Source organism: Ruegeria sp. BHSC043 (genome assembly GCF_059612985.1).
This window is the reverse complement of record NZ_JBXWRS010000016.1, coordinates 25,837-49,203: the sequence shown is the minus strand read 5'-3', so window position 1 is coordinate 49,203 and position 23,367 is coordinate 25,837. Positions and strand designations below refer to the sequence as shown.

The following is a 23,367-nucleotide window of genomic DNA, read 5'->3' as shown; positions in this document are numbered from 1 at the left end:
CCGAACCGCTTCATCAGGCGGAACAGGCGGAAACAGTTGAAATAGGCGCTGACCGCGCTGAACGTGTCCCGGCGCGGCTGCAGATCGTGACCGTTCGGCAGGTGGACCGTCTTGGTGGTCAGGGGCGGCAAACCGGCGTCCTCGGGCGCGTATCCGGGGCAGACGCAAACGCGAAAACCGTCGCTTTTTAGGTCAACATGCGCTGATGGATCCAGTTGGAACAAGCTGCGGAACCTGTCCAGAACACCGTCATCACGGGTTGGTCTGCGCTCTGACCAATCATACGCCTCACCGGCAGGCGCGGCCCAGCCCGGAGGGGTCTGGGCGAATACGAACGCGTTGCCTTGCGGGGCAGCATGGGTCACCAGCGGCGTCCGCTCGACAGAGACCAGAACCGGGTCGGATTGTTTGGCCACGCCGCCGGGCGTCGGCTCTCCGATCCTGTCGAAGCGAAAAATGCCGTACACCGCATAGCCCAACGGGCTTGGGACGCGGGTCGGATTGGCATTGTGGGCCGTCGCCTGAATAGTGAACTCCCAGGGTGAGCTCCGCCAGTTCTTGAGGTCCTGCGGGTGGAACTGGATGTCGTTGATTGTCACCGACTCTTGCGTAACCCCGGCCTTGTTGGCGATCTCAGACGTGACGTCATCGCCCTTGTACAACCGCTCCAAAGCCGCGGACACCGCGAGAAGCATGCCGGGCCCGGAAGAAGGACCGGCCCGCGCGGCAAGGTCGGTCAAAAAGGCATCTTCTCCTGCCGGAAACTCGACCGTCGCCGACCGGATCCGCACGGTATAGGTGTTTCCGTCGGCCTCGACGGTCATAGGGACGCGGATCCCGGCTTGCGGGGAAATCTGGTTGTCACCGCCATAGACTTCGGCCGCGACCATGATGACCGATGCCGGTACATCGTGATCCGCAGCCCGCGACAGGTTCCACGAAGCCAGACGCGGCACGGGCGAATAACCTATGGGCGTGCCGAATTTGGGCCACAACGGCAACCACTTGAAAGCATTAACGAATTTTCCGGACAGGCTGTCCACGGCATATTTCAAATAGACCGGCGTGTTCCCCCGAGCCAACAGGAAATCGTGGAGCTTCTTCAGGTAGTCCAACCCCACCTGCCCCAACTCTGCTTCCGTGGGACGAGAATTCAAGGTTTGCGTTGCAACATAAGGGACACCGGGATGAGATACCAATCGCGATGGTTGATGGGCGTTCGAGTATTCCTGTTCGAACCGCAACCATGTTTCGGGCCAGTTAGGTTGGCTGTAGGGGACGTTGGGCCATTTGGGGGTTTTCCAAGGCATGGTTCCGGTCCTTCCGGAAATGAGAAAATGAAATGAACTAAACGCGGATTAACCGCATGGTACATTAAAAAGGCCGTTCTTGACAGTTTTGACGGAAAGCGGCGCCAGCCGTTTGGCCGCGCCGGGGCACAGGCCGCCAAAAGCAGCGCGCCAATCAGTGGTTCGGAAGAAACTGTCGCTAGATGGAATCAAGATCGTCGAGCGGTTCCATCCGCCTTGAGTTTCGCCGGATGGCGCCGAGTGCATCGGCCTGTCCCGTCAGGCCTACCTCTTGCAGAATGTCCCGTTGCATAGCGATGGTCAGGTCGGCCAGCGCATGCATAACCTTTTCGCCATCGGTATCGGTCAGCGACCTGTCTTCCAGCCCTTCGCCAACTTGGTCGACCTGCCATTCCAGCGACTGGCCTGCCCGGCCGAGGCGTCGTTGCCTTCCTCGTAGCCAATGTACATCGCCAACTTCGCCCCCGGCATCCGCTCCAAGAGCTTGACCTTCAACTCGTTCATCAGCCCTGCATTGGCGAACAGGTCTCAGGACGCTCCACACCTTTCAGCAATTCGCCGGACTGGCGGGCCAAACTCACGTCCAATTTCAACGATGCTTAACCACCGTCCAAAAAACAGAGCCTCAAGACGTGCCGCCGGCTAGAAAACAGGACCGAACCTAAAAGCGCTGGCAGACAAAGACGCAGTCAAAATAACGCGCATTATTTGACCAAAATGCGCGCAAGGCACGAGTTACGCATTTTTGCTTAAAGTACCCATTTACGGGATCTGCCCGGCCCATCCTGTTTCGACCGGCCAGGCAGGTGTTTCGTGGCGAAACTAGCCTAGATGTGCGGCGATCGCATCCAGAAGGTCCTGGGCGTCTTCGGCCGACAAATCTTGCCGCCGCAGGCGGATTCGTAATTCACCCGCCGCGACTTCGGCACGGATGTCGCCTCCTCCGGGCAACGGTTGCGGCGGAATGCGTTGAACCTGCTTTGGACGTCCGCCTCGAGCCTTTTCACGCGACGGCTCGGGAGCCTCTTTCAGCGCAGCCTCGATCAAAGCCCACTCGCTCTTGGCATCGGGCGCGTCCGCTCCGGCCAATGCTGCGCGCAGTTTGGCTTGAGCGCCCTCCCGCAGGGCTGCAGCCAATCGCAGCCCCGCCTTTTCCGACAGGGATACCGGGTACCGCAACAGGTCGCCCAAAGCCTCGTGTACCATCGCAAAGCTGCGCACCTTTGACCGTTTCGCCTTGGACGCCGCCGCAAACAAGGCGTCCACTGCGGCTTCGGTCGAAGGGAACACCCCCTGCCCTGCCGCTAGAACCGCAATGCGTCCACGTTCGTAGGGGCTGAGATTGGCGCGCAGCTCGTTTTCCTCGACCATCGAGACATACGCCCCCTGCCCTGCCCCGGCCTGGCGGACAAAGGCCGGAATCTGCGCGAATGCAGGATCCGTTCTGGCGAGACGGCGAAAAGCGTCCAGGCGCCGATAACCCGAGATCAGCCCGTAACCGTCGGCCGTCGGCGTCACCTCGATCGGCGTGCGCAAACCGTTGACGCGCAACGACTCCAGCAACTCGGCCATCGCTTCTTCGTCCTCGACCATCCGGTCGCGACGAATATAGTCCGCGTCGATCTCGTCAATCGGCAGCTTTTGGGCCACCAGCCCCGCATCCTGCGCATCGCGCCAACGGGCCGCATCACCCTGGTCGCGGGCCAAAGCTTCGCGATCGGTCACGGCGGCCATTCCATTCAATGTGGCGGCTTCGGCCGCGACTTGTGCGATTGGAGGCACAACCGATTTGGTTTCAAACGGGCCGATCGAGGGTTTCGTGGCGAAACCCGCCTCGAGTTGCTCCAACTCAGCCGCGTCCGGCGCCGTCAGTCTTCTGCGTTTAGCCATCTGCCTCTCCTCCCATCTGTGCGTCGCGCCACCAGCAGCCGATCAGAACTTCCTTGAACTCCGCGTAGGTCCGGTCGAAAGTTTCTCGGCCGCGCACGTATGTGTCTCGGTTGAAATCCCGGTAGTCCGCCTCATAGATCCCGTTCACCTGCTCACCGGCCTGCCCGACCAGAGCAGTGTAATCCTGCCGATAGGCATTCATGAAGTCACCAAAATAGGCTTGGATCACGTTCGCCATGTCGGTCTGCTGGCTGGCATCGAACCGCGTGATGATCGCGCGGACAACATCCCATTCGAATTTGAGCTCGGGCAATCCCGCCGCCCGTTGGGCCGCGTTTTCACCGTCCTCGATGCTAGCAAAGGTCGTATAGAGCATGTCGAAGAACCGGCCTGTGGAATCAAATTCCAGAAACGAAGCCCCCAGCGGCACAAGCAGAATATCCGCCGCAGCCAGTGCGTTGATCGTAAGGTACCCAAGTGCAGGAGGCGTATCGAGGAAAACGATGTCATAATCGTTCAACACACCTTCATCCTGCAGGAAGTTTGTCAGACCATCCCACAAGGGCCAACTGCGCAGCCCCATGCGCCAGACCGGGATCTGGAATTCAGCCCAATACAGATTCAACTGCGCGCCGATCAGGTCGATATTGGGCCAATGCGTTTTCTGGATCACGTCTCGGGGAAGAGTCGTCAGAGCTTCCTGAAGCGTTTCGTCCAGAGGAATTTCAGGTTGACCGGCCGCCGCGCGCACGCGGTTTTCTTCCTGAACGGCCCGAGCATAGTCCTTGGCGATCAACGGAAACACCGTTTGCCACTCATCGGCGACGCGACCGCCGAGGATCGACGTCATCGACCCCTGGCTGTCCAGGTCGATCACGAGTACTTTGTACCCGTCCAAGGCGGCCGACATTGCCAGATGTGCCGCAGTCGATGTTTTTCCAACGCCGCCCTTGAAATTCGCCACTGCCACGACTTTGGCGGGCAGTCCCTTGGGCCTGTACGGCAGGTACTCCTTGGTGCTGACACCCTCTGCGGCGAAATAGTGGCGCAGCGCCAGGACTTCTTCGAGCGTAAACCACTTCGACCCGGCCTCTCCTTCGCCCTGAGGGAGATCCGGATTGGCCTTAAGCACACGGCGCAGATGGGCCGGAGCAACCGGAATCAGGTATTTCGTGATTTCCCAGATCGAGAATCGGCGCAGCCGCTTTTCGCCATCCGGAGCATAGCCACGTCTTGCCAGATCCTCGCGTCCTTTCGCGCAAAACGCCGCTGCTTTCGCGAATCGGGATGTCCCGATAGGATCAGGCAGCTTTGACGCCGCCTTGGCCGGGTCCAGGTTGAAATAAGGTGGCAGAGAAGGTTGGTTGGTTTTGCTCACTGTCGGTGCCTCGATAAATGTTCGCCTTTGCGGCGTATATCGCAAAATGTACCGAACATTTTCTTCCTGCGCTATCCTGTTAAACAGATTTTTCCACAAGATTTGGGATGATCCGGGTGTTTCGTCGCGAAACCAAATGAAATAATCAGAAAACAGGCAACAAAAAGTTTGATTCCTTTAATAGTTTTAGATTCTTTAGCAATCGGTTTTACCATTTAAAACAATAACTTAGGGGTTTTTGGGTGCCCATTTTCAGGACGGAACGGACCAGTGTTCAGGATCAAGGGGACCCATATACGGGATGTAAGGTCCCAGAATCCGGTTGGAATGGTACCGATTCCCGGTAAGACACTAAATCGAGCAGTTTAGACTTCGGAACGTGCTGGTAATCAGCGTAAGGATGGCTTCGGAACGCCGGGTGCGGTGTGACTAAGCGGGTTCGCTGTGGATAACTCAAGGGGGCGATTCGGAAAGGTACCTGTCTGCGGGATGGCAGTCCTCCCGTATATGGGGACCCAAAATAGGTTGATTGCCGGGTACCTTTCGTGCAACAGAATCTGCAAACGAGCAGCCAGGCAGAATCATGCCGGATACAGAATTGGACATGGATCACCTCTCGGGCGCGCTGCGACGGGAAACGGTGAAAAAAAATGTTGCCGCGATCCACATCAGCGGCAAGCTCACCTTGTTGCAGCGAAAGCTGTCCAATGTTCTTCTGCTCAATGCCTATGACGCGCTGACCACTGCACAGACCCACACGATCGACGCCCGGACCCTGGCGATGATGGTCGGATACAATTCGAACGACTTTGACACGTTGCGTGCCAGCCTTCGCGCTTTGGCCGAAACCGTAGCCGAGTGGGACATGTTGGATGAGCAGGGGCGCCAGGAATGGGGCGTGTCGTCGTTGCTGAGCTTTGCCAAACTCAAAAACGGGGTGTGCGAATATGCTTATTCCCCGGCTTTGGCGCAAAAGCTGTATGATCCCAAGATCTATGCGCTGATCAACGTGCACATTCAGCGCAATTTCAGTTCGGGTCACGGGTTGGCCTTGTATGAAAACTGCTATCGCTTCGTACGGACCGGCTCGACGGGCTGGTGGACGCTCGAGGTATTCCGTAAACTGATGGGGGTGGACGGCAGCGACTACTACACCAGTTTCAAGCACCTAAACGCCAAGATCATCAAGCCTGCCGTTTGCGAGGTGAACAAAAGCTCGGATATCCTGATCGAGCCAGAGTTCCGTAAGAAGGGCCGCAGCGTCACTGACATAAGGTTCCTGATCCAGCGCAACCCCCAGAAAGCGATGTTCGAGATCGACGACAGCGATGGCGTGCGCAATCTTCCCGTCTACAAGACCCTGCGCAAACAGGGGGTCTCGGACAGGCTGGCACGGCAGTGGATTTCCGAGCACGGTGAGGAATACGTTCAGCAGAAGCTGGACTATGTGAAAGGGCAGGGGGATGTGAAATCCACTGTGGGCTACCTTTCGGCCGCTCTCAAGGAAGATTACAAGGCCCCAGTGAAAGAGACCCCGGCGCCACCCAGTCCCGAGGCGCTGGCCGCGGCCAGGCAGCGAGAAGAAGAGAAGGCGCGCGAGGATCAGGCCTATGCCGCGCGGGCGGCGGAACGTGCCGAACGGGCCCGCAAACTGGCCATCGTCGAAGAACTGGTTTCGCGGCGAAACCCAACCCAGCGGGATGCTGACAAGCGCCTGTTCATGTCGACCCTGTCGGACGAGTTGGACCGCGAACACTTCCGGCAGCACGGCTGGCGGTCGGGTTTGAACGCCAACGCCATCTTTGCTTTTTGGGAAGAGTTGGAGCCCGACGCGTTCCAGACGGAAACGCCCGCCTGATGCTCAGGCAGGGCAAGGGAGGTTATCGGTTTTTGAGAGCATTTTGCAAAGCATCCCCAAGCGCGCCGTGCTGCGCATTTTGTTTATTTTTTGCGCGTTGTGATTTCTGAGCGCCTGAATTCTTTCCTCGTGCGTTATGCCCTTTTGGGGCGCGATCTTGCCGGGCAGAAGCTCCGCCATCCTTGCGCATGCTCAGCCCGATCCGCTTGCGCGGCACGTCAACTTCGACCACACGGACGCGTACGACCTGACCGGCCTTGACCACCTCGTGCGGGTCCTTGACGAAGCGGTCGGCCAGCTGGCTGACATGTATCAGGCCGTCCTGATGCACACCGATATCGACGAAGGCGCCAAAGGCCGCCACATTGGTCACGGTGCCTTCCAGAACCATGCCGGGTTTGAGGTCGGTGATCTCCTCGACGCCCTCTTTAAAACTGGCGGTCACGAAGCTGGGGCGCGGGTCGCGACCGGGTTTTTCCAGCTCGGCAAAGATGTCGCGCACCGTGGGCAGGCCGAACCGGTCATCCACGAACTGTTCGACGCGCAGACCACGCAGCGCACCGTCATGGCCCATGATCTGACGGATGTCGCGGCCGCAGGCCTGCACGATGCGGCGGGCCACGTCGTAGGCCTCGGGGTGGACGGCCGAGGCGTCCAGCGGCTCGTCGCCGCCGCGGATGCGGAGGAAGCCCGCGCACTGTTCAAAAGCGCGGGGGCCGAGGCGCGCGACCTTCAGCAGATCCTGCCGCGACCGGAACGCCCCATTGAGGTCGCGATGCGCCACGATGGCTTCGGCCAGACCGGGGCCCAGGCCGGAGACATGGGTCAGCAGCGGCGCCGAGGCGGTGTTCAGATCGACGCCAACAGCGTTCACCACGTCTTCGATCACCGCTTCCAGAGACTGGCTCAGCCGGTGTTGATCTACGTCGTGTTGATACTGGCCGACGCCGATGCTTTTGGGTTCGATCTTGACCAACTCGGCCAGCGGGTCCTGCAGGCGGCGGGCGATCGACACCGCGCCACGAAGCGAGACGTCCAGATCGGGAAACTCGCGCGCGGCCAATTCCGAGGCGGAATAGACCGAGGCCCCGGCCTCGGACACCACGACCTTGGTGGGGGCCCGCACCCCTTTGGGCAGCAGTTTCAGCGTGTCGGCCACCAGCCGCTCGGTCTCGCGGCTGGCTGTTCCGTTGCCAATAGCGATCAGTTCGACCCTGTGGGTGGCGATCAGGTTCAGGATGGTGGCCTGTGCGCCGCGCAAATCGTTCTTGGGTTGGAACGGATACAGCGTGTCGGTCGCCACCAGCTTGCCCGTCGCGTCCACCACCGCGGCCTTGACGCCGGTGCGGATGCCCGGGTCCAGCCCCAGGGTGGGGCGGGGGCCCGCCGGGGCGGCAAACAGCAAGTCCTTGAGATTGCGTGCAAAAACCTGAATGGCCTCCTCCTGCGCGCGGCTTCGCAGATCGGCCATCAGCTCGACCATCATCGACAGCGACAGCTTCACCCGCCAGGTCCAGCCCGCGACCTTGCGCAGCCACACGTCGCCCGGCCCGTCACCGCGCGTCTGCAGATGGGCGGCTACGATCGCCTCGGCCCGGGCAGCGCCGGTTTCGGGGTCGGGGGCAATGTCCAGCGTCACGATCCCTTCTTTCGATGCGCGCAGCATCGCCAACGCCCGGTGCGAGGGCACCTTGGCCCAGGGCTCGGCATGGTCGAAATAGTCGCTGAACTTGGCGCCGTCCTGTTCCTTGCCCTCGATCACCTTCGAGGTCAGCAGCGACTCGGCCTGCATGAAAGTGCGCAGCTCGCCCAGAAGGGCCGCGTTTTCGGTCAGACGCTCGGTGATGATGTCGCGCGCGCCGTTCAGCGCATCCTTGGTGGTGGGCACGGCCTCGGTCACATAGGCCTGGGCCAGCGCCTCGGGGTCGGCGCTGCGGTCGGCCAGGATCGCGTCGGCCAGCGGCTCCAGCCCGTTTTCCCGCGCGATCATCGCCTTGGTGCGGCGCTTGGGTTTGTAGGGCAGGTAGATGTCTTCCAGCTGCGCCTTGGTTTCGGCCTGGGCGATGGATTTGGCCAGCTCGTCGGTCAGCTTGCCCTGATCCTTGATCGAGTTCAGGATCGTCTCGCGCCGCGCTTCGAGCTCGCGCAGATAGGCTAGCCGGTCGGACAGGGTGCGCAGCTGGCTGTCGTCCAGCCCGCCCGTAACCTCTTTGCGATAGCGCGCCACGAAGGGCACGGTGGCGCCTTCGTCCAGCAGCTTGACCGCCGCGTCCACCTGTTCGGGGCGGGCATTGATTTCCGTGGCGATGGTGCGGGCGATGCGGTCCAACGGGGCCTCCTTGATCTTTGGTTGGAGGACCGTCTTAGCCAGCGTCCGCGTCAAGGAAAAGGCGTCGGGCATCGTCGGCGAGCACAAAATCCAGGCATTTGCGCGGTTTTGCGCAAACTGGGTCAAAATGCGCGTTCGTATGCGATTGATCCCATGGCCCGGGTGATTTAAGGGAAGCCCTGTCAAATCAGAGTCACCCCGGAGCGGAACAGCATTCACGCTCCTCGCACGCCGCGCCGCACGCGGCACAACTCTCGGATCGCACGCCCCTGAAAGGCTTAAAAAAGGTAAGGGAACATGGCAGAAAAATCGAACTTCGACATATTGTATACCATCGTAGACGAAGCGCCGGAGCTGGCCAGTGCCTCGTTCCTGCCCATCATCCGTAAATTCGCGTCGGCTGCTGGCGTCAGCGTCGGCACCAAGGACATTTCGCTGGCCGGGCGCATCATCGCGGCCTTCCCCGAAAACCTGACCGAAGAACAGCGTCAGCCCGACGATCTGGCCGCCTTGGGCGAGCTGGTGAAAACCCCCGAGGCCAACGTGATCAAGCTGCCGAACATTTCAGCCTCGGTTCCGCAGCTGGTCGCTGCCATCAAGGAACTGCAGGGGCAGGGCTATGACATCCCGAACTACCCGGAGGATCCCAAGACCGACGCCGAGAAAGAGATCCGCGCCCGCTATGACGTGATCAAAGGCTCGGCCGTGAACCCGGTCCTGCGCGAGGGCAACAGCGACCGCCGCGCCGCCAAGGCGGTCAAGTGCTATGCGCAGCAGCATCCGCATTCGATGGGCGAATGGACGGCCGACAGCAAAACAAAGGTGTCGTCGATGCCGGGCAACGATTTCTACGGCAACGAGAAATCGGCCACCATCACCGCCGATCAAGCCGGTGATGCGCGGATCGAATTCGTGGGCAAGGATGGCGGCGTGACCGTTCTGAAAGACGGCTGGACGCTGGAGGAAGGCACCGTTGCGGATGCTACCTTCATGTCGGTCAAGGCGCTGTCGGAGTTCCTGGATGCCGCGATCGAGGACACCAAGAAAGACGGCACCATGTTCTCGCTGCACATGAAGGCGACGATGATGAAGGTCAGCGACCCGATCATCTTTGGCTATGCGGTCAAGTCGTGGCTGGCGCCGGTGTTCGAGAAATTCGGTGACCGCATGGCACAGCTGGGCGTCAACCCGAACTCGGGGCTGGGGGACTTGCTAAACCGTGTCAAGGACGATGCCGAGATCATGGCCGCGATCGAAGCGGTCAAGGCCGACCGTCCCTCGATGTACATGGTGGACAGCGACAAAGGCATCACCAACCTGCACGTGCCGTCGGACGTGATCATCGACGCCTCGATGCCCGCCGTGATCCGCGCAGGCGGCAAGGGCTGGGACGAGAACGGCAAGAAGGGAGACACCAACTGCGTGATCCCCGACCGCTGCTATGCGCCGGTCTATGACGAGACCATCAACTTCTTCAAAGCCAACGGTGCGCTGAACCCGGCCACCGCCGGTTCGGTCGCCAATGTGGGCCTGATGGCGCAGAAGGCCGAAGAATACGGCAGCCACCCGACCACCTTCGAAGCGCCTGCGGACGGCACGATCCGCATCGTTCTGGCCAATGGCGAGGTCCTGCATTCGCATGAGGTCGAACAGGGCGACATCTGGCGCGCTTGCACCGCCAAGAAGGCCCCGATCGAGAACTGGATCCAGCTGGCGATGGATCGTCAGCGCCTAACCGGCTCCGAGGCGATTTTCTGGCTGGATGCGAACCGCGCCCATGACGCCGAACTGATCAAATACGTCAAGCCGGCGCTGGAAGCTGCGGGCGTGGCCGACAAGTTCCTGATTCTGGCCCCGCGCGAGGCGACCCGCAAGACGCTGGAAACCATCACCGCCGGCAAGGACAGCATCGCAATCACCGGCAACGTGCTGCGCGATTATCTGACCGATCTGTTCCCGATCCTCGAACTGGGCACCTCGGCCAAGATGCTGTCGATCGTCAAGCTGATGAACGGTGGCGGCCTGTTCGAAACCGGTGCAGGTGGCTCGGCGCCCAAGCACGTGCAGCAGCTGGTCGAGGAAAACCACCTGCGTTGGGATTCGATGGGCGAATTCTGCGCACTGGGTGAATCGCTGAATTTCCTGGCCGACAGCCGCGGCAACGCCAAGGCCGCCGTTTTGGGCGCTGCGGCCGAGGCCGCGACGCAAGGTATCTTGGACCATGACCGCTCACCCAGCCGCAAGGTTGGCGAGCCGGACAACCGCGACAGCCACTATTGGTTTGCCCGCTATTGGGCCGAGGCCCTGGCCGCGCAGTCCGACGATGCCGATTTGGCCGCGACGTTTGCACCGATCGCCAAGGAACTGGCCGAGAAAGAGCCGCAGATCCTGGCCGAATTGGCTGCCGTGCAGGGTAAACCGGTGGATCTGGGCGGGTACTATCACCCCGACCGGGCCAAGGTTGCGGCGGTGATGCGCCCCAGCGCCACGCTGAACGCCATCATCGGCTGATAAACGAACAGGCCCGCGCCATCGCGCGGGCCTGCCACCCTGACGCCTGACCGACGGCGTCGTGGGTAAACGCCATCAATTGCGCAGACAAATGCGTCGGGGCAAACGCGCCAGTTCGGCAGTCTGGCGGAGTATTCCAAATTATTTTGGTTGAATTGACCGAGATTCTACGGGATTCCCCCAATATTCAGCCGCACTGCGCGGGGCTATCCTGAAAACAACCTCGGACAAATACCGGTGAGGCCCGTCGGGGCTGCACCACTCACTCATAAAACGGCCAGCATTTGGGGTGCTGGCCGTTTTTCTTGTCGATATGGCCTGTGACGGGCGCCGACAAAAAAAGAGGGCCGGTCGCAAGACCGGCCCCAAGATTTTCGCGCAACCGAGGGATCAGTTCGACGCGGCGTTCATCTCTTCGTTGTGCTCGCGCAGCGTGTCCGAAACGATGGCGTACCATTCGCCCGACTCGCGCATTTCATTCAGGCCCTTGTTCAGCATCGCGATGTATTGTTTGCCGAACGGGTTGCTGCGATGCGCGATGATGCGCTGGCTGGCAATGGTGTTCACGAAGGGGTTTTCCACGATATCCTTAGGTGTCAGGCCCATTTCGCTCATGGCATCCGCCGCCAGCTGAACCTCGAAGGATGCAACGTCGGCGGTACCGGTCAGAACGGCGTCCAGGCACTCAGCGGCGCTGATCGGGCGGACCATTGTGATGTTCGGCTCGAAAACGCCCTGTTCTTCGAGGTCGTGGGTGAACCAGGCATCCATCCGGCACAGCCGCGCGCCTTTGAAGTCTTCGAAAGAACGGGCCTCGGCGTATTTGCTGTCGGGCAGGGTGTAGAAACCGATAACCACGTCATACACGCTGACGGTCGAGTCGAACTCATTACAGCGACGGGTTGTCTCCGCCGACCATTCATAGCTGCGGTTCGAGCAGTCCGGGATGTACCAGCCAAGACCTACGTCGAACGCGCCCAGCGGCAGCAGCGTGTCCAGGTGCGAACCCCAATCGTTCACGAAGCTTACCGAATGCTCGCGACTGTTGCCGCCACGGCTGAGCGCGGTCGAGGCCAGACGCACCAGAATGCCACCGCCCGACAAGCTCTCGTCAGAGAAGGGTGCATAGTTGCCGCCGGCAAGAATCTTGACGGGGGGTTCATAGACGTTCGACGCCTTGTTGTTCGCGTTGCGGGCTTCCTCGGCGGCGATCAGGTCCTGTGCGCTCAGGCCGTTGGGCAGGCTGCCGTCCTCACAGGGCAGGGCCAGCACGACGCCCGGCTCAAGGTTCGAGGGGTTCGAGATGATGTTGCGGTTTGCGTTGAAGATCGGCTGGTAGTTCGACGTGCCGTAGGCCGCGATCGAGATGGTTGCCAGCGTGTCGCCATCCTGAACCGTATAGTTCGAGCAGGCTTCCTGAGCTGCGGCGGCGCCGGCGCTCAGGGCGGTAATTGCGGTGGCCGCAACCACCAGTTTCTTCAGATTGATTTCAAACATGTCCACTTCCTCCAGACTTTTGTTTTTTCAGGCCTGTTCGGGGCCTTATCCGTTTTCCATTTGGTACCGCAGGGCCTCGGACACGATGTCGCGCCATTCGCCCGATTGCTGCATGATCGCCAGACCCTGATTCAGAGTCTCGAGGATCGCTTCCCCATCCGGGTTGTCCTTGTGGGTCATGACATTGAGCGGCTTGATCGCCGCAAGGTTGGGGTTTTCGACAAGTTGATGTTCGTACCCGAGCCGTTTGATCGCATCGGTGGCCAGGTGCGCCTCGATGGCTACGATATCGGCGCTTCCGTCCATGGCGGCGCGGAAACAGTCATCTGGGTCGACCGGGCGCATCAGGGTGATCGCGGGTTCATACAGGCCCACCGCATCCATGTGGGTCGTTGACCATCCTTCAGGACGGCAGATCGTTGCGCCCGCGAAATCGGCATAGCTGAGCGTGGTCTCGTAGCCGGAGCCATCCTTGGCAAAGAACGTGTCCACCACCTCGTAGAACGGGTTCGAGAAGTTGTAGGTCTCGCACCGGTTCCTGTCGCTTTCCGACAGGGCTTCGGCCTCGTCGCAGTTGGGGCGCGACCAGGGGAAGGTGGCGTCGAAGGCGAGGGTCGGCATCAGCAGGTCGAGATGCGAAGCCCAGTCGTTCACGAACTGGATCTTGTAGGCCTGTTCAGGCGCGGCTCGCAGGAAGGCGGTTTCGACCAGATGCGTGTATAACCCGCGATAGGGCAGGGACTCGTCGGTGAAGGGCGCATAGTTGCCGCCGGTGATCAGCAGCAGCTGACGGTCGCGGATGGCCGGGCGCTCGGCCGTGCCGGCGTCGCGGATCAGAGCGGCAGCCTCGGCGCGGGCGGCTTCAATTTCTTGTTTCGCGGCTGTCTTGGCGGCAATCACCGCCTCTTCGCTGGCCTTTTTGGCTTCGGCCTCAGCGGCGGCGACGCGGGCCTCGGCCTCGGCGATGGCCTTGGCAGCGCGCTCTTCGGCGGCCTTGACCAGTTCGGCGGCCATCTCGGCGGCCATGCGCTCGGCCTCGGTCTCGGGCTGGGGTGCGGCCCGGCCGACATCTTCGAGACAGGGCATCTTGAGAATGTCACCCACGCGGATGATGTTCGGATTCGAGCCGATCACCTCGCGGTTGGCGTCATAGATGATGCGGAAGTCTTCGGTTGCATAGACTTCGATCGCCAGTGCCCGCAGGCTGTCGCCGCGCTGGATCTCGTAGTCCGAGCAGGCCTCTTGCGCCGAGGCTGCTCCTGCGGCTGCCGCAAGGGCCAGGCTGGATATTAGGAATGTCTTTTTCATGGGTCCTGTTGGGTTGCTCTTGTTATTGTCCGGTCGCTTTCACGACGGCGATCGAAATGTTGTCCTGGTCGGGATCGGCCTTGGCGATCAGGGCCTGCAGAAGGCTGTCGGCGATGTCCTGGGAAGGCGCGTCGGCGTTGTCCTGCAGAGTCGCGCGGATTTCGTCGTCGGTCAGGTACTGCAGCCCGTCGCTGCCCAGAACCACGATATCCTCGGGGTCCAGTTCCAGCGCCTGTTCGGGGCAGTCCACCTTGGGGATCGCCGCGCCCATGATGACCGAGGTCAGCTGGTTGCGGTCGGGGTGGGCCTGGGCTTCTGCCGGCGACAGATGCCCCTGTGCGACGCGGGCGTCGATTTCGGGCGCCATCGAGTGATCTTCGTTGATCTGGGTCAGGGCCCCGTCGCGGAACAGGTAGAGTGGGCTGTCGCCGATCGAGATCCAGAACAGCCGGTTGCGCAGCAGCAGAACGCCCAGAAGGGTCGACCCCATGTTGAAGCCTGCCGGCTGATCTTCGCCGTAGCCCGCCACCGTCGCATTGGCCTGCATGGCGGCCAGGGGCAGGGCGTCTTGCAATTCGCTTTCGGTCGGTTCGCGACTGTCCAGAACGGCATCCAGAACCGAGCGCCAGGCCTTGATCACGAGGTCCGAGGCGACCTCGCCGGCCGCGTGACCGCCCATGCCGTCGGCCACCACCACGTAGCCGGCATTGGCCGCGTCAAAGACACGTGCCGCGATCGCGTCCTCCTGCGAGTCGCGCTGGCCCTGATCCAGGATCAGCGCAATGTCATATGACGGAGTCGCCAGCATTCGTTATGCGTCCCGCCAGTCGAAGTTTTCGTCGCAGAAGGCGACGAACCGCAGGGACGTTTCGCTGATGCGGATCAGGTCGCCGCTGGCCAGCGGTACGGTACTCAGAACCGGCTTGCCGTTCAGGCGCACCAGGTTGGCCTTGCCTCCATGGCCCATATAGCATTTCCGGTCTTCCGGATCATAGGCGATGAACGCATGGTTCGAGCGCGAAATGCCGGTGTCGCCGAAATCGAGCTGGATCGCCTGATCGTCGTTGCGGCCGATCTGCATCAGCCCTTCCTTCAGGGTGATGCTGGCGCCACGGCCTGGGCCGCCAGTGACGACCAGCCAGCCAACCGGGAAGGTCTCGGCGGCAGTCTCGGCCTTGCGGATCGGTTCGGCGGTTTCGATCAGATCCTGAACATGGGTGTCCGGCCGCTCGAAGCCAAGGAAGGTGGTCTTAACCCGCGCGCGGCGGTCCTGTTGGGCTACGTCGGGTGCCGCCGTCATAGCTGCGGTTGCGGTGGCCGCGATCGTAGCAGGCTCGGGCGCTGCGACGGGCGGTTCGGGGGACTCTTCCAGCGCCGACGTCTCTGGCTCGGGCGCCTCGGCAACCGCTTCCTCGGCGCTGTCCGCCTCGATCGAAGCTGTCTCGGGTTCAGGCTCGGGCTGAGCCAAACGCAGGGTCACGACCGGCTCGGGTTCGGGCTCGGCCGCTTCGGGCTGCGACGGGGCTTCCTCGGCCGCCTCGGTGACCGGTTCTTCCTCGTCGTCAAACTCGGGCATCTTGTCCTCGGGGAGCAGCTCGTCGCTTTCCTCGAAGCCTTCGGTGTTCAGGCTGCCGCCACCCAGAGCCTGCCGAAGCGCGTTGAAATCCGCGATCGGCTGAGGTTTCTCGTCGGGCGCAGCCTCGGGTTCTGTCTGCGTGGCTTCGGCCGTATCGGTGGCCTCGGCTTCCTTGGTCTTGCCGGCACCTTCGAGAAGCCGGCTGAGGGGGCTTTTGTATTTGAACATGGTGTCGACACCTTTTGACTTCTTGCACGGACTGGATGGGTCCGTGGGGCTGCGAAAAACCTCTGCGCACGGGCAGGGCACTGATGATCGGGGAAACCAGAAAATCTTTACGCTCCGCGACGGGCCGGATCCCGTTAGGGTGGCGCAAAACCGATGCCACCCTCAGCCAAACACGCTGGCGGGTTCGGGACTTGTCGGTCAGGTCATTTCGCCTGCTCCTGTGTCAAGGGCATCAGGGCGGTGGTCTCGGCGCCGTTGCGCGATACCGTCAGCTTTGCCTCGGGCTGGCCATCGGCCACCAGTTCGGAAATCATCCGGTCCAGGCTGTCGGACTCGGTGATCTCGGTGCCGGTGTGGATTTCGCGCAGCAGGATGTCGCCTTCCTGCAAGGATCCAGCCCCTTCGATCGGCGCTTCGCTCACGATGGTCTGCCAACCCGTGTCGCCACCGGCACGGGCGGTGAAACCATACCCGTTGATCAACCCGAAGTTGCGGATCGCGGGTAGGGCCAGCAGGCCGTTCTCGGGCCGGGTCTTGCCTGGTGCCCGGTACCGGGCGGCCACGCGGACATAGCCGTCGGGGTCGATCTGAAGGTTGTTCAGCACCTGCGTCGCCAGGGGTGCGTCGTCCTGAATAGGCTCGCCGTTCAGGGTGTAGATGACCGCGCCGCGTGCGACCCAATCGCCAATGACCGACAGGTCCCGGCCCTGTTCAACACCGGTGATCGCGATCGCGCTGCCGGTAGAACCGCGCCGCGTGGCGGTTGAGAACGGGACTTCGACATCCCAATGGGCAAAGCCGAACTGGTTCTGGGCCAGCTTGACCGGTGCGGTCGGGGCAGGGGTCTCGGGCGCCGCAGCCGTGAGTTTTTCGACGACTGGATCTGCCGTTTGGGCTGGCTCGGCCAGGGGCTGCTCGACAGGCTGGTCCTGCGCTTCTGGTGTTGCCGCGGTTTCTTCCGGCCCGCGATTTCCCACACCGTCGGTCGGCGGGGTTTCGAGGGCGGTGTCCGGTTCGGGGTCTGATTCGATGGGTGCGGGTGCTTCCGGCGTGATTTCGGGTGTCGCCGCCGCGACGGTCGTATCCGCCTGAACGGCGGATACGGCACCGTCGGGTGCCGTGCCGTCCTTGTTCATCCAGACATAGCCGCCGCCGGCAGCCAGGGCTGCCAGAACCGCCAGGCCGACGATCAGTTTGCCGCTGCCGCTCGAGCTTTTCTGAACGACGGTGTCGACCGTCGGGGCCGTATCACCCACGGACCCCGAGGCAGCCGCCTCGTCGTTCTTGGTCGGGCCAAGAGCCAGATCGGAATTGCCGGCCAGCAGAGCGGTCACGACCGCTTCGGCATTGTCGGCCTCGGCCTTGATGCGGGCCTTTTCTGCCTCGTCATCTTCGCGGTCCAGCGCGACGATGACCGAGACCGGACGATAATCGAAGTTGTCGAACACGACGCTGGGACCGCGGAACATGCGCAGCCAGTCCAGAGCTGATTGCAGGCGATCGGTGGCGTGAAGCTCCATCGCTTTGTCGATCGCCTCGAGGAACCCTTCGGGATAGCCCTGGAACCGGCCGGTCAGCGGGACATACGGGTCCGGCTGGCCGTTGTTGAAGGCGTTCAGGCGGGTCTGTCCGTCGATGGGCCGTTCGCCGCTGATCGCGTGGTACAGCGTGGCGCCCAGCACATACAGATCGCTGCTAGGTCCCTGTTCCGATCCGCGTACATAGAATTCATGCGGGGAATAGCCGTCCTTGATGACCCGCAGGGTCAGCAGGGCGGCGGACTTGTTGGCGGCCTGTTCCCGCGCGGCCCCGAAATCGATCAGGATCGGTTCGCCATGTTCGTCGATCAGGATGTTGTCGGGCGAGATGTCGCGGTGCAGCATGCCGCTTTGGTGAATGAACGACACCGCCGACAGCATCTTCTCGGTGACCTGCACGATAAAATCTGGGCCGCTCTCGGTCTTGGGGTCTTCGATGTAATCCAGCAGGTCGCAGCCGCGGATCAGGTCCATCGCGATATAGGCGGTGTCGTTGTCCTCGAACACCTGATGAACATCCACGATGTTCGGGTGCACCAGCCGCGCGTGGTTGCGGGCCTCTTGGATGAACAGATCGATGATGGCGCGCAGATCGTCCTTGAAGGCGGGGTCGTTGGGTTCGACCAGATCGCCGTTCCGGCGGCACAGCGCCCCCGGATAGCATTCCTTGATGACCACGTCGCGATCCAGGCTGTCACGGGCCAGGTAGGTAATCCCGAACCCGCCATTGCTGAGAAATTCCAGTATTTCATACTGGCCGCGCAGCAGCTTCGCGCCGGGTTGCAGCCCTTGGATCTGTGGTTCGTCGTGCGAGGCGCCGACCGCGTGGTTGTGATTCATTTTTCCCGCCCATGAGTTCAATTCTTGCGGCCTACAAAAACCGGACAAACTGCCCTTGCACTCACAACCAAAAACAACCGCAGGACACTTGAGAACGGTTAGACGGTTCAAATTTGACTTTATTGGGGCCGCCGCATGGCTTCACTATGGATCGACCCGCAGGGCGATCTGTATCTTGTGTGTTATCTGAGGAAATATGCTATATATTGGAAAATGGTGTAGTCTGACCATTGTCAGTCCGCTGGTCGCGACCGGCATGGTCGACGGATTCGAAACAATGGTTGGCAGAGTCCAGGCGCTCGATTCGCCGCTGAGCGGCGCAATCCGGGCGCGAAGAGTTCAGGTGCCGGTGCGGGGCGCGGCCGTGGCGACCTTGCTGCCGGCCCAGGCCAGATTGTCGCTGAGCTGCGCCAGTATGCTGACCGCATCCTTCAGCCGGGTCTCGCCGGTTTCGAACTGAAGCAGCAGCAACAGGTCCGTGGCCTTTTCGAACTCGGCCGGGATCCAGTCGGCCTCGGGGTCGATCTCGGACCCGGAGTCCAGGCGTTCGGCAAAATCTTCGACGATTTCCCGGCAGCTTTCCAGGAAGGCACCGGGGTCGATGTCCGAGCTGTCGCGCAGGTCCTCGTAGATGCTGGCGATGGCGGCCAGCCAGTCTTCGAGGATCGGATTGGACAGCGGCGGCAGCGCCGACTCCAGGCTGGGCTGGACGGTGCGCGAGTCGGGGGTTTCTGGTTCGTCTCCCTTGAGGGTCTCCAGAAACGGCAGAAAATCATGTTTCAGGTCGCGGCGTGCGGCCTCCAAGTCGGATTTGCGCCGGTCCGAGGCGATTTCCAGCATCTGTTCAGCCAGTTTCTGGCCGCCGCAGGTCTCCCACAAGGCGAAATCGGGTTCGGGCTCTTGGGCCATGGCGCGCACGGCGACCGGTGTTCCGATCGGGACGATGGCCCGAAACATGCCGGTCTTCTGTTTTTCCAGCCGGGCCAACACGCGGTCCAGGGCGTCGCGCACCGGCGGCAGGTCGGCATGGGTCACGGCCAGCAGGCTGTTCGCCCGCAGGTTTTCCGGCACCTGTGCCCACAGGTGGTGTTCGGTCTCGCGCCAGGCGTTGGTGCCGTTGGTGCACCAGATCGCGCAATCGACGAACTTTAGCAGGTCCAGCGTTTGCTTGTAGCTGTCATCCAGGGAACCCGATCCGGGCAGGTCGAACAACGAGATTTCGCGCAGGGCCGGGGTGTTCAGCCCGACCGATATGAAATCGGGGTTGTCGGCTGCCGCCTTTTCAAGGACGATGCCGGAGTAGGTCTTGGGTTCCTTGTCCCACCAGCCGACGGTGGTTTCCGGCGCGTCGGCATAGGCCACGATCACCAGCGGCAGTTTCAGATGCTGCGGGCCGGTGGGCAGAATGTCGGCCCCGGCCAGCATGTTGGCCAAGCTGGATTTGCCGGCGCCGAATTCTCCGGCGAACCCGATCGACACCGCGGTCGACAACCGTTCGGCATGGGCCTGCGCGCGTGCGCGCATATCCTCGAGCCGGTCCGTCGCGGGCAGCGACTCGGTGGCGCCGAGAAACCGCTCGAGCTGTCGGACCTCGTGTTCGGTTGAGGGAAATTCGATCACTCTGCGGCCTCCGGTTGTCGTTCGTTGCCGTGTTCGATGTCAAAGACCAATTGCAGCTGGTCCGCGATGGCCCGCGCGCGGTCCAGCTCGATCTGGGCCTGACCGCGTTCCGAGTTTTTGCCCGATGCGGCGCGGTTTTCAAGATGACCCGCCAGCAAGGCCAGAAAATGATCTAGTACCGTGTTCAACCGCTCCAGCAGATCGTCGCGGGCGGTGTCGATCAGGTCGTCGCCGATCAGCTGGAATTCCTGCACGATCATGCGCTCGGCCCGGGACACGACCGATTTGCGGGAAATCAGCCGCGACAGCCAGTTCACCCGCAGCTCGACCGTGATCCCGCGGGTCAGGGCCGAGGTGTCGGGTCGGTACCAGCGCACCGCGCTGGTGTTCATGCGGCTGTCGGCCGGCTCCTGCCAGCCGGGCAGGGCGCGCAGCGCGCCATTCGCCTGCATGTCGATCGAATAGAGTTCGCTGAGCATGCGCTGGCGGATCACCTGGGTCGCACCCTGGACCAGCTCGCGCATCCGTTCGCGCAGGGGGACAAAGTTCAATTCGGTCGCGTCGCCCTTGGCCAACAGCGGGGATTGCCCGTTGGGGCCGTATACAACGTCTGCGACCGCTTCGGCCACGGTGTCGTCCATCACCCCACGCAGATTGGCCAGAATGTCGTCCATCTCGCGGGTAATTTCGACGATGCGGTCCGCCACGGTTTTGCGCAGATGGGTCAGTGTCTTGTCGTTCTCCGCGGCGCTTTCGGACTGGCACCGGCCGTCTTCGTCCAGCGCGCGCAAGCGCGCCTTGCCGCGTTCAAGCGCCCCTTCGGCAAAACTGTTGAGATGCTGCCACGCCATGCGCAGCTGTTCCTCGCGCTTGCCTTCGGCCAGCGCGGTGGTAACGTGGCGACGCAGATCCGGCAGGCCCGACGCGATCATCGCGGCATAGCGCAGGACCGCTTCGCGGCTGATCGGGGCGGGGGCCTGCTTCAGCTTCTGAACGCCTTCCAGATACTGCTGCATCTGATCGGGATGGGCGCGCAGCCAGGCCAGAACCTTGTCATGGTTCACCTGGGATTCGTCGCCGGTCAGCGCATAATGCGCCCATTGGGCGCTGCCCATCAGCACGTCGATATTGGTCTTTCCCAACGCCTTTTGCAGGCCGTCCAGCACGTCAGCGCGAACCTTCGCGGCATCTTCGGCACCGCCGTTCAATTCGTCGACGCGGTTGATGAATACCACGATCTGACCCAGTTCCAGCGCCTGCATCAGGCGGAACAGTTTCAGATCGGCACGCGACAGTGCCTGATGCGCCGACAACACCACCACGAAGAAATCGCTTTCCTTGAGATACTGACGCGAGATCTCCTCGCGGATCAGCAGCGGGTCGTTCACCCCAGGCGTGTCGGTCACGGTCAGCGGAAACGGGAAATGGCCCCGTTCGAAATAGACATCGGCCTTGCGGGTGATGTCACTGTACAGACCCCGGTCCGAACCCGGATCATGTTCGGTCGCCTCGGTCGGATCCTCGCCGGCGCAGACATAGCGGGCAAGATCCTCGGAGGTCAGCTCTTCGAGGTCGTGGTGCTGGCCCAGCAACTGCTCGTAGCTGTCGCCCAGCCGCAGCCGGGCGCGGGTTTTCATCGCCTCGACCTGCTCTTCGATCATCTCGCGTTTGTAGCTGTCCTCGTCATCGGGGAACATGTTGCGCAATTCTTCGCCTTCGGCGATCAGGGCGCGCCACTGACGGTCGTCGAAAAAGTGGAACTGCGCCCCTTGGGTCCGCCCCGACGGGTGCCCGAAATGCATGTCGGTAATCACCGTCGTCCAGGGATTGACGTCCGAGGGCAGAAATTCGGCCTGTCCGGTGAATCCGTTGATCAGCCGGGATTTCCCTGCCTTGATCTGCCCGACAAAGGCGATCGAGGGTTTCAGGTTGGTCAGGTCATCAATGATCCGTGAAATGAAATGACGGGTCTCGTCATTGCTCATTTCGTTCAATTCGTTGGCGATCCGGATCAAGTCCCGGCGGTTGGATTCACTCATGACACTAACCTTGAAAACTGGCAAAAACGCGTGACGGTAAGGATTTATTTGCAAAAAAGGGCCGGGTCGTCACGGATCCGTCCCCCGAAGCGATTTCCATAGCGCGACGACGGCCCCCAGCTTGCGCGCGTCGTGAATGGCGGCGGCATTGTCCTGACCGTCACGCAACAGGGCCAGCGCGGCCCCCTTGCCGCCCGATGGGCGCATGACGATCAGTTGCGGATGAGGCAGTTGCCCGCTTGCATCGGCATCCCAGCCGGCCAGGTCCTTTGCGAACCGGTCCAGCAAGCCGGCCGACGGGTGCAGGGGCTGGCCATCCGCGCAAAGGCCGTCATGCTGATGCGTGGATGCCGGGCCGCTTAGAAAGCGTCCCATCGCAAACCGCCCGGAACCTTTGAAAAAGGCGGCTGCAAGCCCTTCGCTCTCAGGGGCCGGGTATGGGTCGTCCGCGACGGGTTCGGGGGCGGGTGTCTGCAAGACGGTCAGCCTAGGCTCGTCTTCCGGCAACTCGATCGCCGCGCAGGCCGTCTTCATCTCGGTGAAAGTGATCCCGACATCGTCGGCTTCGGTCGGACCGTCGGGTTGAAGGGACACCATCTGAATCGGATCGCCCGCAAGGGCGAGGTCCGACACCAGTCGTGCCAGCTTCCGCACGATGGTTTCACGCGCTTCGGTCGCGAAATCGGGAAGCTCGCCGGTGCTGGTCCGGTAGACATCGGTAATGCGCGAACTGTTCAGTTCAAGCGCCAGACGCGTTCCGTCAGGGGCGGTGAACTCGGCGCGGCGGGGCAGTACGGTACCCCGGATCGCCTGCAGGATCAGACTGCGCCGCGCGGCCGGTGTTTCCGCCGTCAGGTCGACCGCGGGCGACAGCCGTGGAGTCGCCCTGCGCCCGATGTTTTCGAGCATGTCGATGATCTCTGTCGCCGTCATTGCATCCGTCCTTGATATCCTTGCTAGACCGCCGCCGCCACCGGCCCGAGGCTCAGGTGCGATTTGGTCAGGGCCAGGCCGGTATTGGCGCTGGCGTGACAGATGTAGCAGACCACGTGTTCGGGGTACTCGCGCGTCCGCAGAAAGATGTGCAGCCGATCTTCTGAGAATACGGCGATTTCTCCGAACCCGGGGGTGTCGTTGTCTTGCAGGCCGGCCGATTCGAGCAGGTCCTGGAAGGCCTGTACACCGCGCCCCTGAAACAGGTTGGCAACGGCGATGGCCAGATTGTTCAGAACCTCGGCATCGGCATCATCCGTCGTTGATGCGCCCAGCAACATGCCCGTTTCCATATCGATATATCCGGCTGCGATACAGTCGGGGATAGTCTCCATGGCGCTGGTCAGGGCGGCCTCTATGCTCATCTAACGTCCTGTCAACCTTTCAAAAAACCGATGCGCAACGGGGTCTTCCCGTCGCGCAACCGATAGCATTCATCGTCCGGGCGGGAA

At 61.8% G+C, this 23,367-nt stretch carries 16 protein-coding genes; 2 read left to right on the top strand and 14 right to left on the bottom strand.

The genetic code is table 11. The features are described from left to right. The 4 genes from AC2FMM_RS16465 to AC2FMM_RS16450 form a co-directional block, all read right to left on the bottom strand. The coding region (locus AC2FMM_RS16465; RefSeq protein ID WP_496797142.1) for a hypothetical protein at window positions 1-1,121 on the bottom strand (1,121 nt) is incomplete at its 3' end. 534 nt (window positions 1,122-1,655) lie between these two features. Next, entirely contained in the window at window positions 1,656-1,814 is a 159-nt protein-coding gene (locus AC2FMM_RS16460; protein ID WP_496797141.1) for a hypothetical protein, read from the bottom strand. Window positions 1,815-2,132: 318 nt separating this feature from the next. After that, entirely contained in the window at window positions 2,133-3,200 is a 1,068-nt protein-coding gene (locus tag AC2FMM_RS16455) for a ParB/RepB/Spo0J family partition protein (protein ID WP_496685396.1), read from the bottom strand. Beyond that, window positions 3,193-4,578, bottom strand: a complete 1,386-nt coding sequence (locus AC2FMM_RS16450) for an AAA family ATPase (RefSeq protein ID WP_496683622.1) — start codon at window positions 4,576-4,578, stop codon at window positions 3,193-3,195. Before AC2FMM_RS16450 ends, AC2FMM_RS16455 begins: the two co-directional genes overlap by 8 nt. Before the next feature lie 583 nt (window positions 4,579-5,161). On the opposite strand from AC2FMM_RS16450, the gene AC2FMM_RS16445 reads away from it, so the two are divergent. Continuing rightward, window positions 5,162-6,436 carry a replication initiation protein gene (locus AC2FMM_RS16445; protein ID WP_496797140.1) on the top strand — a complete coding sequence of 425 codons (1,275 nt, stop codon included), beginning with the start codon at window positions 5,162-5,164 and terminating at the stop codon, window positions 6,434-6,436. Between the two features lie 22 nt (window positions 6,437-6,458). Here the strand turns inward: AC2FMM_RS16445 and AC2FMM_RS16440 are convergent, their stop codons facing one another. Continuing rightward, on the bottom strand, window positions 6,459-8,765 hold the full coding sequence (locus tag AC2FMM_RS16440; RefSeq protein ID WP_496797139.1) for a Tex family protein: 2,307 nt from the start codon (window positions 8,763-8,765) through the stop codon (window positions 6,459-6,461). 297 nt (window positions 8,766-9,062) lie between these two features. Here AC2FMM_RS16440 and AC2FMM_RS16435 point away from each other — a divergent pair, with 297 nt between their 5' ends. Further along, window positions 9,063-11,276, top strand: a complete 2,214-nt coding sequence (locus AC2FMM_RS16435; RefSeq protein WP_496797138.1) for an NADP-dependent isocitrate dehydrogenase — start codon at window positions 9,063-9,065, stop codon at window positions 11,274-11,276. Between the two features lie 390 nt (window positions 11,277-11,666). Here the strand turns inward: AC2FMM_RS16435 and AC2FMM_RS16430 are convergent, their stop codons facing one another. The 9 genes from AC2FMM_RS16430 to AC2FMM_RS16390 form a co-directional block, all read right to left on the bottom strand. Then, a complete protein-coding gene (locus AC2FMM_RS16430) occupies window positions 11,667-12,773 on the bottom strand; it encodes a peptidoglycan-binding protein LysM (RefSeq protein ID WP_496797137.1) in 1,107 nt (368 codons plus the stop codon). Window positions 12,774-12,818: 45 nt separating this feature from the next. Next, entirely contained in the window at window positions 12,819-14,081 is a 1,263-nt protein-coding gene (locus AC2FMM_RS16425; protein WP_496797136.1) for a substrate-binding periplasmic protein, read from the bottom strand. Between the two features lie 22 nt (window positions 14,082-14,103). Next, complete coding sequence (locus AC2FMM_RS16420) at window positions 14,104-14,889, bottom strand: PP2C family protein-serine/threonine phosphatase (protein ID WP_496797135.1); 786 nt, start codon at window positions 14,887-14,889, stop codon at window positions 14,104-14,106. A 3-nt stretch (window positions 14,890-14,892) separates the two neighbouring features. Beyond that, a complete protein-coding gene (locus AC2FMM_RS16415) occupies window positions 14,893-15,885 on the bottom strand; it encodes an FHA domain-containing protein (RefSeq protein WP_496797134.1) in 993 nt (330 codons plus the stop codon). Between the two features lie 203 nt (window positions 15,886-16,088). Further along, window positions 16,089-18,263 carry a serine/threonine protein kinase gene (locus tag AC2FMM_RS16410; protein ID WP_496797133.1) on the bottom strand — a complete coding sequence of 725 codons (2,175 nt, stop codon included), beginning with the start codon at window positions 18,261-18,263 and terminating at the stop codon, window positions 16,089-16,091. Between the two features lie 339 nt (window positions 18,264-18,602). Next, window positions 18,603-19,883 carry a dynamin family protein gene (locus AC2FMM_RS16405; protein ID WP_496797132.1) on the bottom strand — a complete coding sequence of 427 codons (1,281 nt, stop codon included), beginning with the start codon at window positions 19,881-19,883 and terminating at the stop codon, window positions 18,603-18,605. After that, window positions 19,880-21,922, bottom strand: coding sequence for a dynamin family protein (locus tag AC2FMM_RS16400; RefSeq protein WP_496797131.1), 2,043 nt, complete (start codon window positions 21,920-21,922; stop codon window positions 19,880-19,882). The genes AC2FMM_RS16405 and AC2FMM_RS16400 overlap by 4 nt, the downstream gene beginning before the upstream one ends. Before the next feature lie 69 nt (window positions 21,923-21,991). After that, window positions 21,992-22,855, bottom strand: a complete 864-nt coding sequence (locus AC2FMM_RS16395; protein WP_496797130.1) for a hypothetical protein — start codon at window positions 22,853-22,855, stop codon at window positions 21,992-21,994. A gap of 23 nt (window positions 22,856-22,878) precedes the next feature. Then, window positions 22,879-23,280, bottom strand: a complete 402-nt coding sequence (locus AC2FMM_RS16390; RefSeq protein WP_496684595.1) for a hypothetical protein — start codon at window positions 23,278-23,280, stop codon at window positions 22,879-22,881. Window positions 23,281-23,367: the final 87 nt, after the last annotated feature.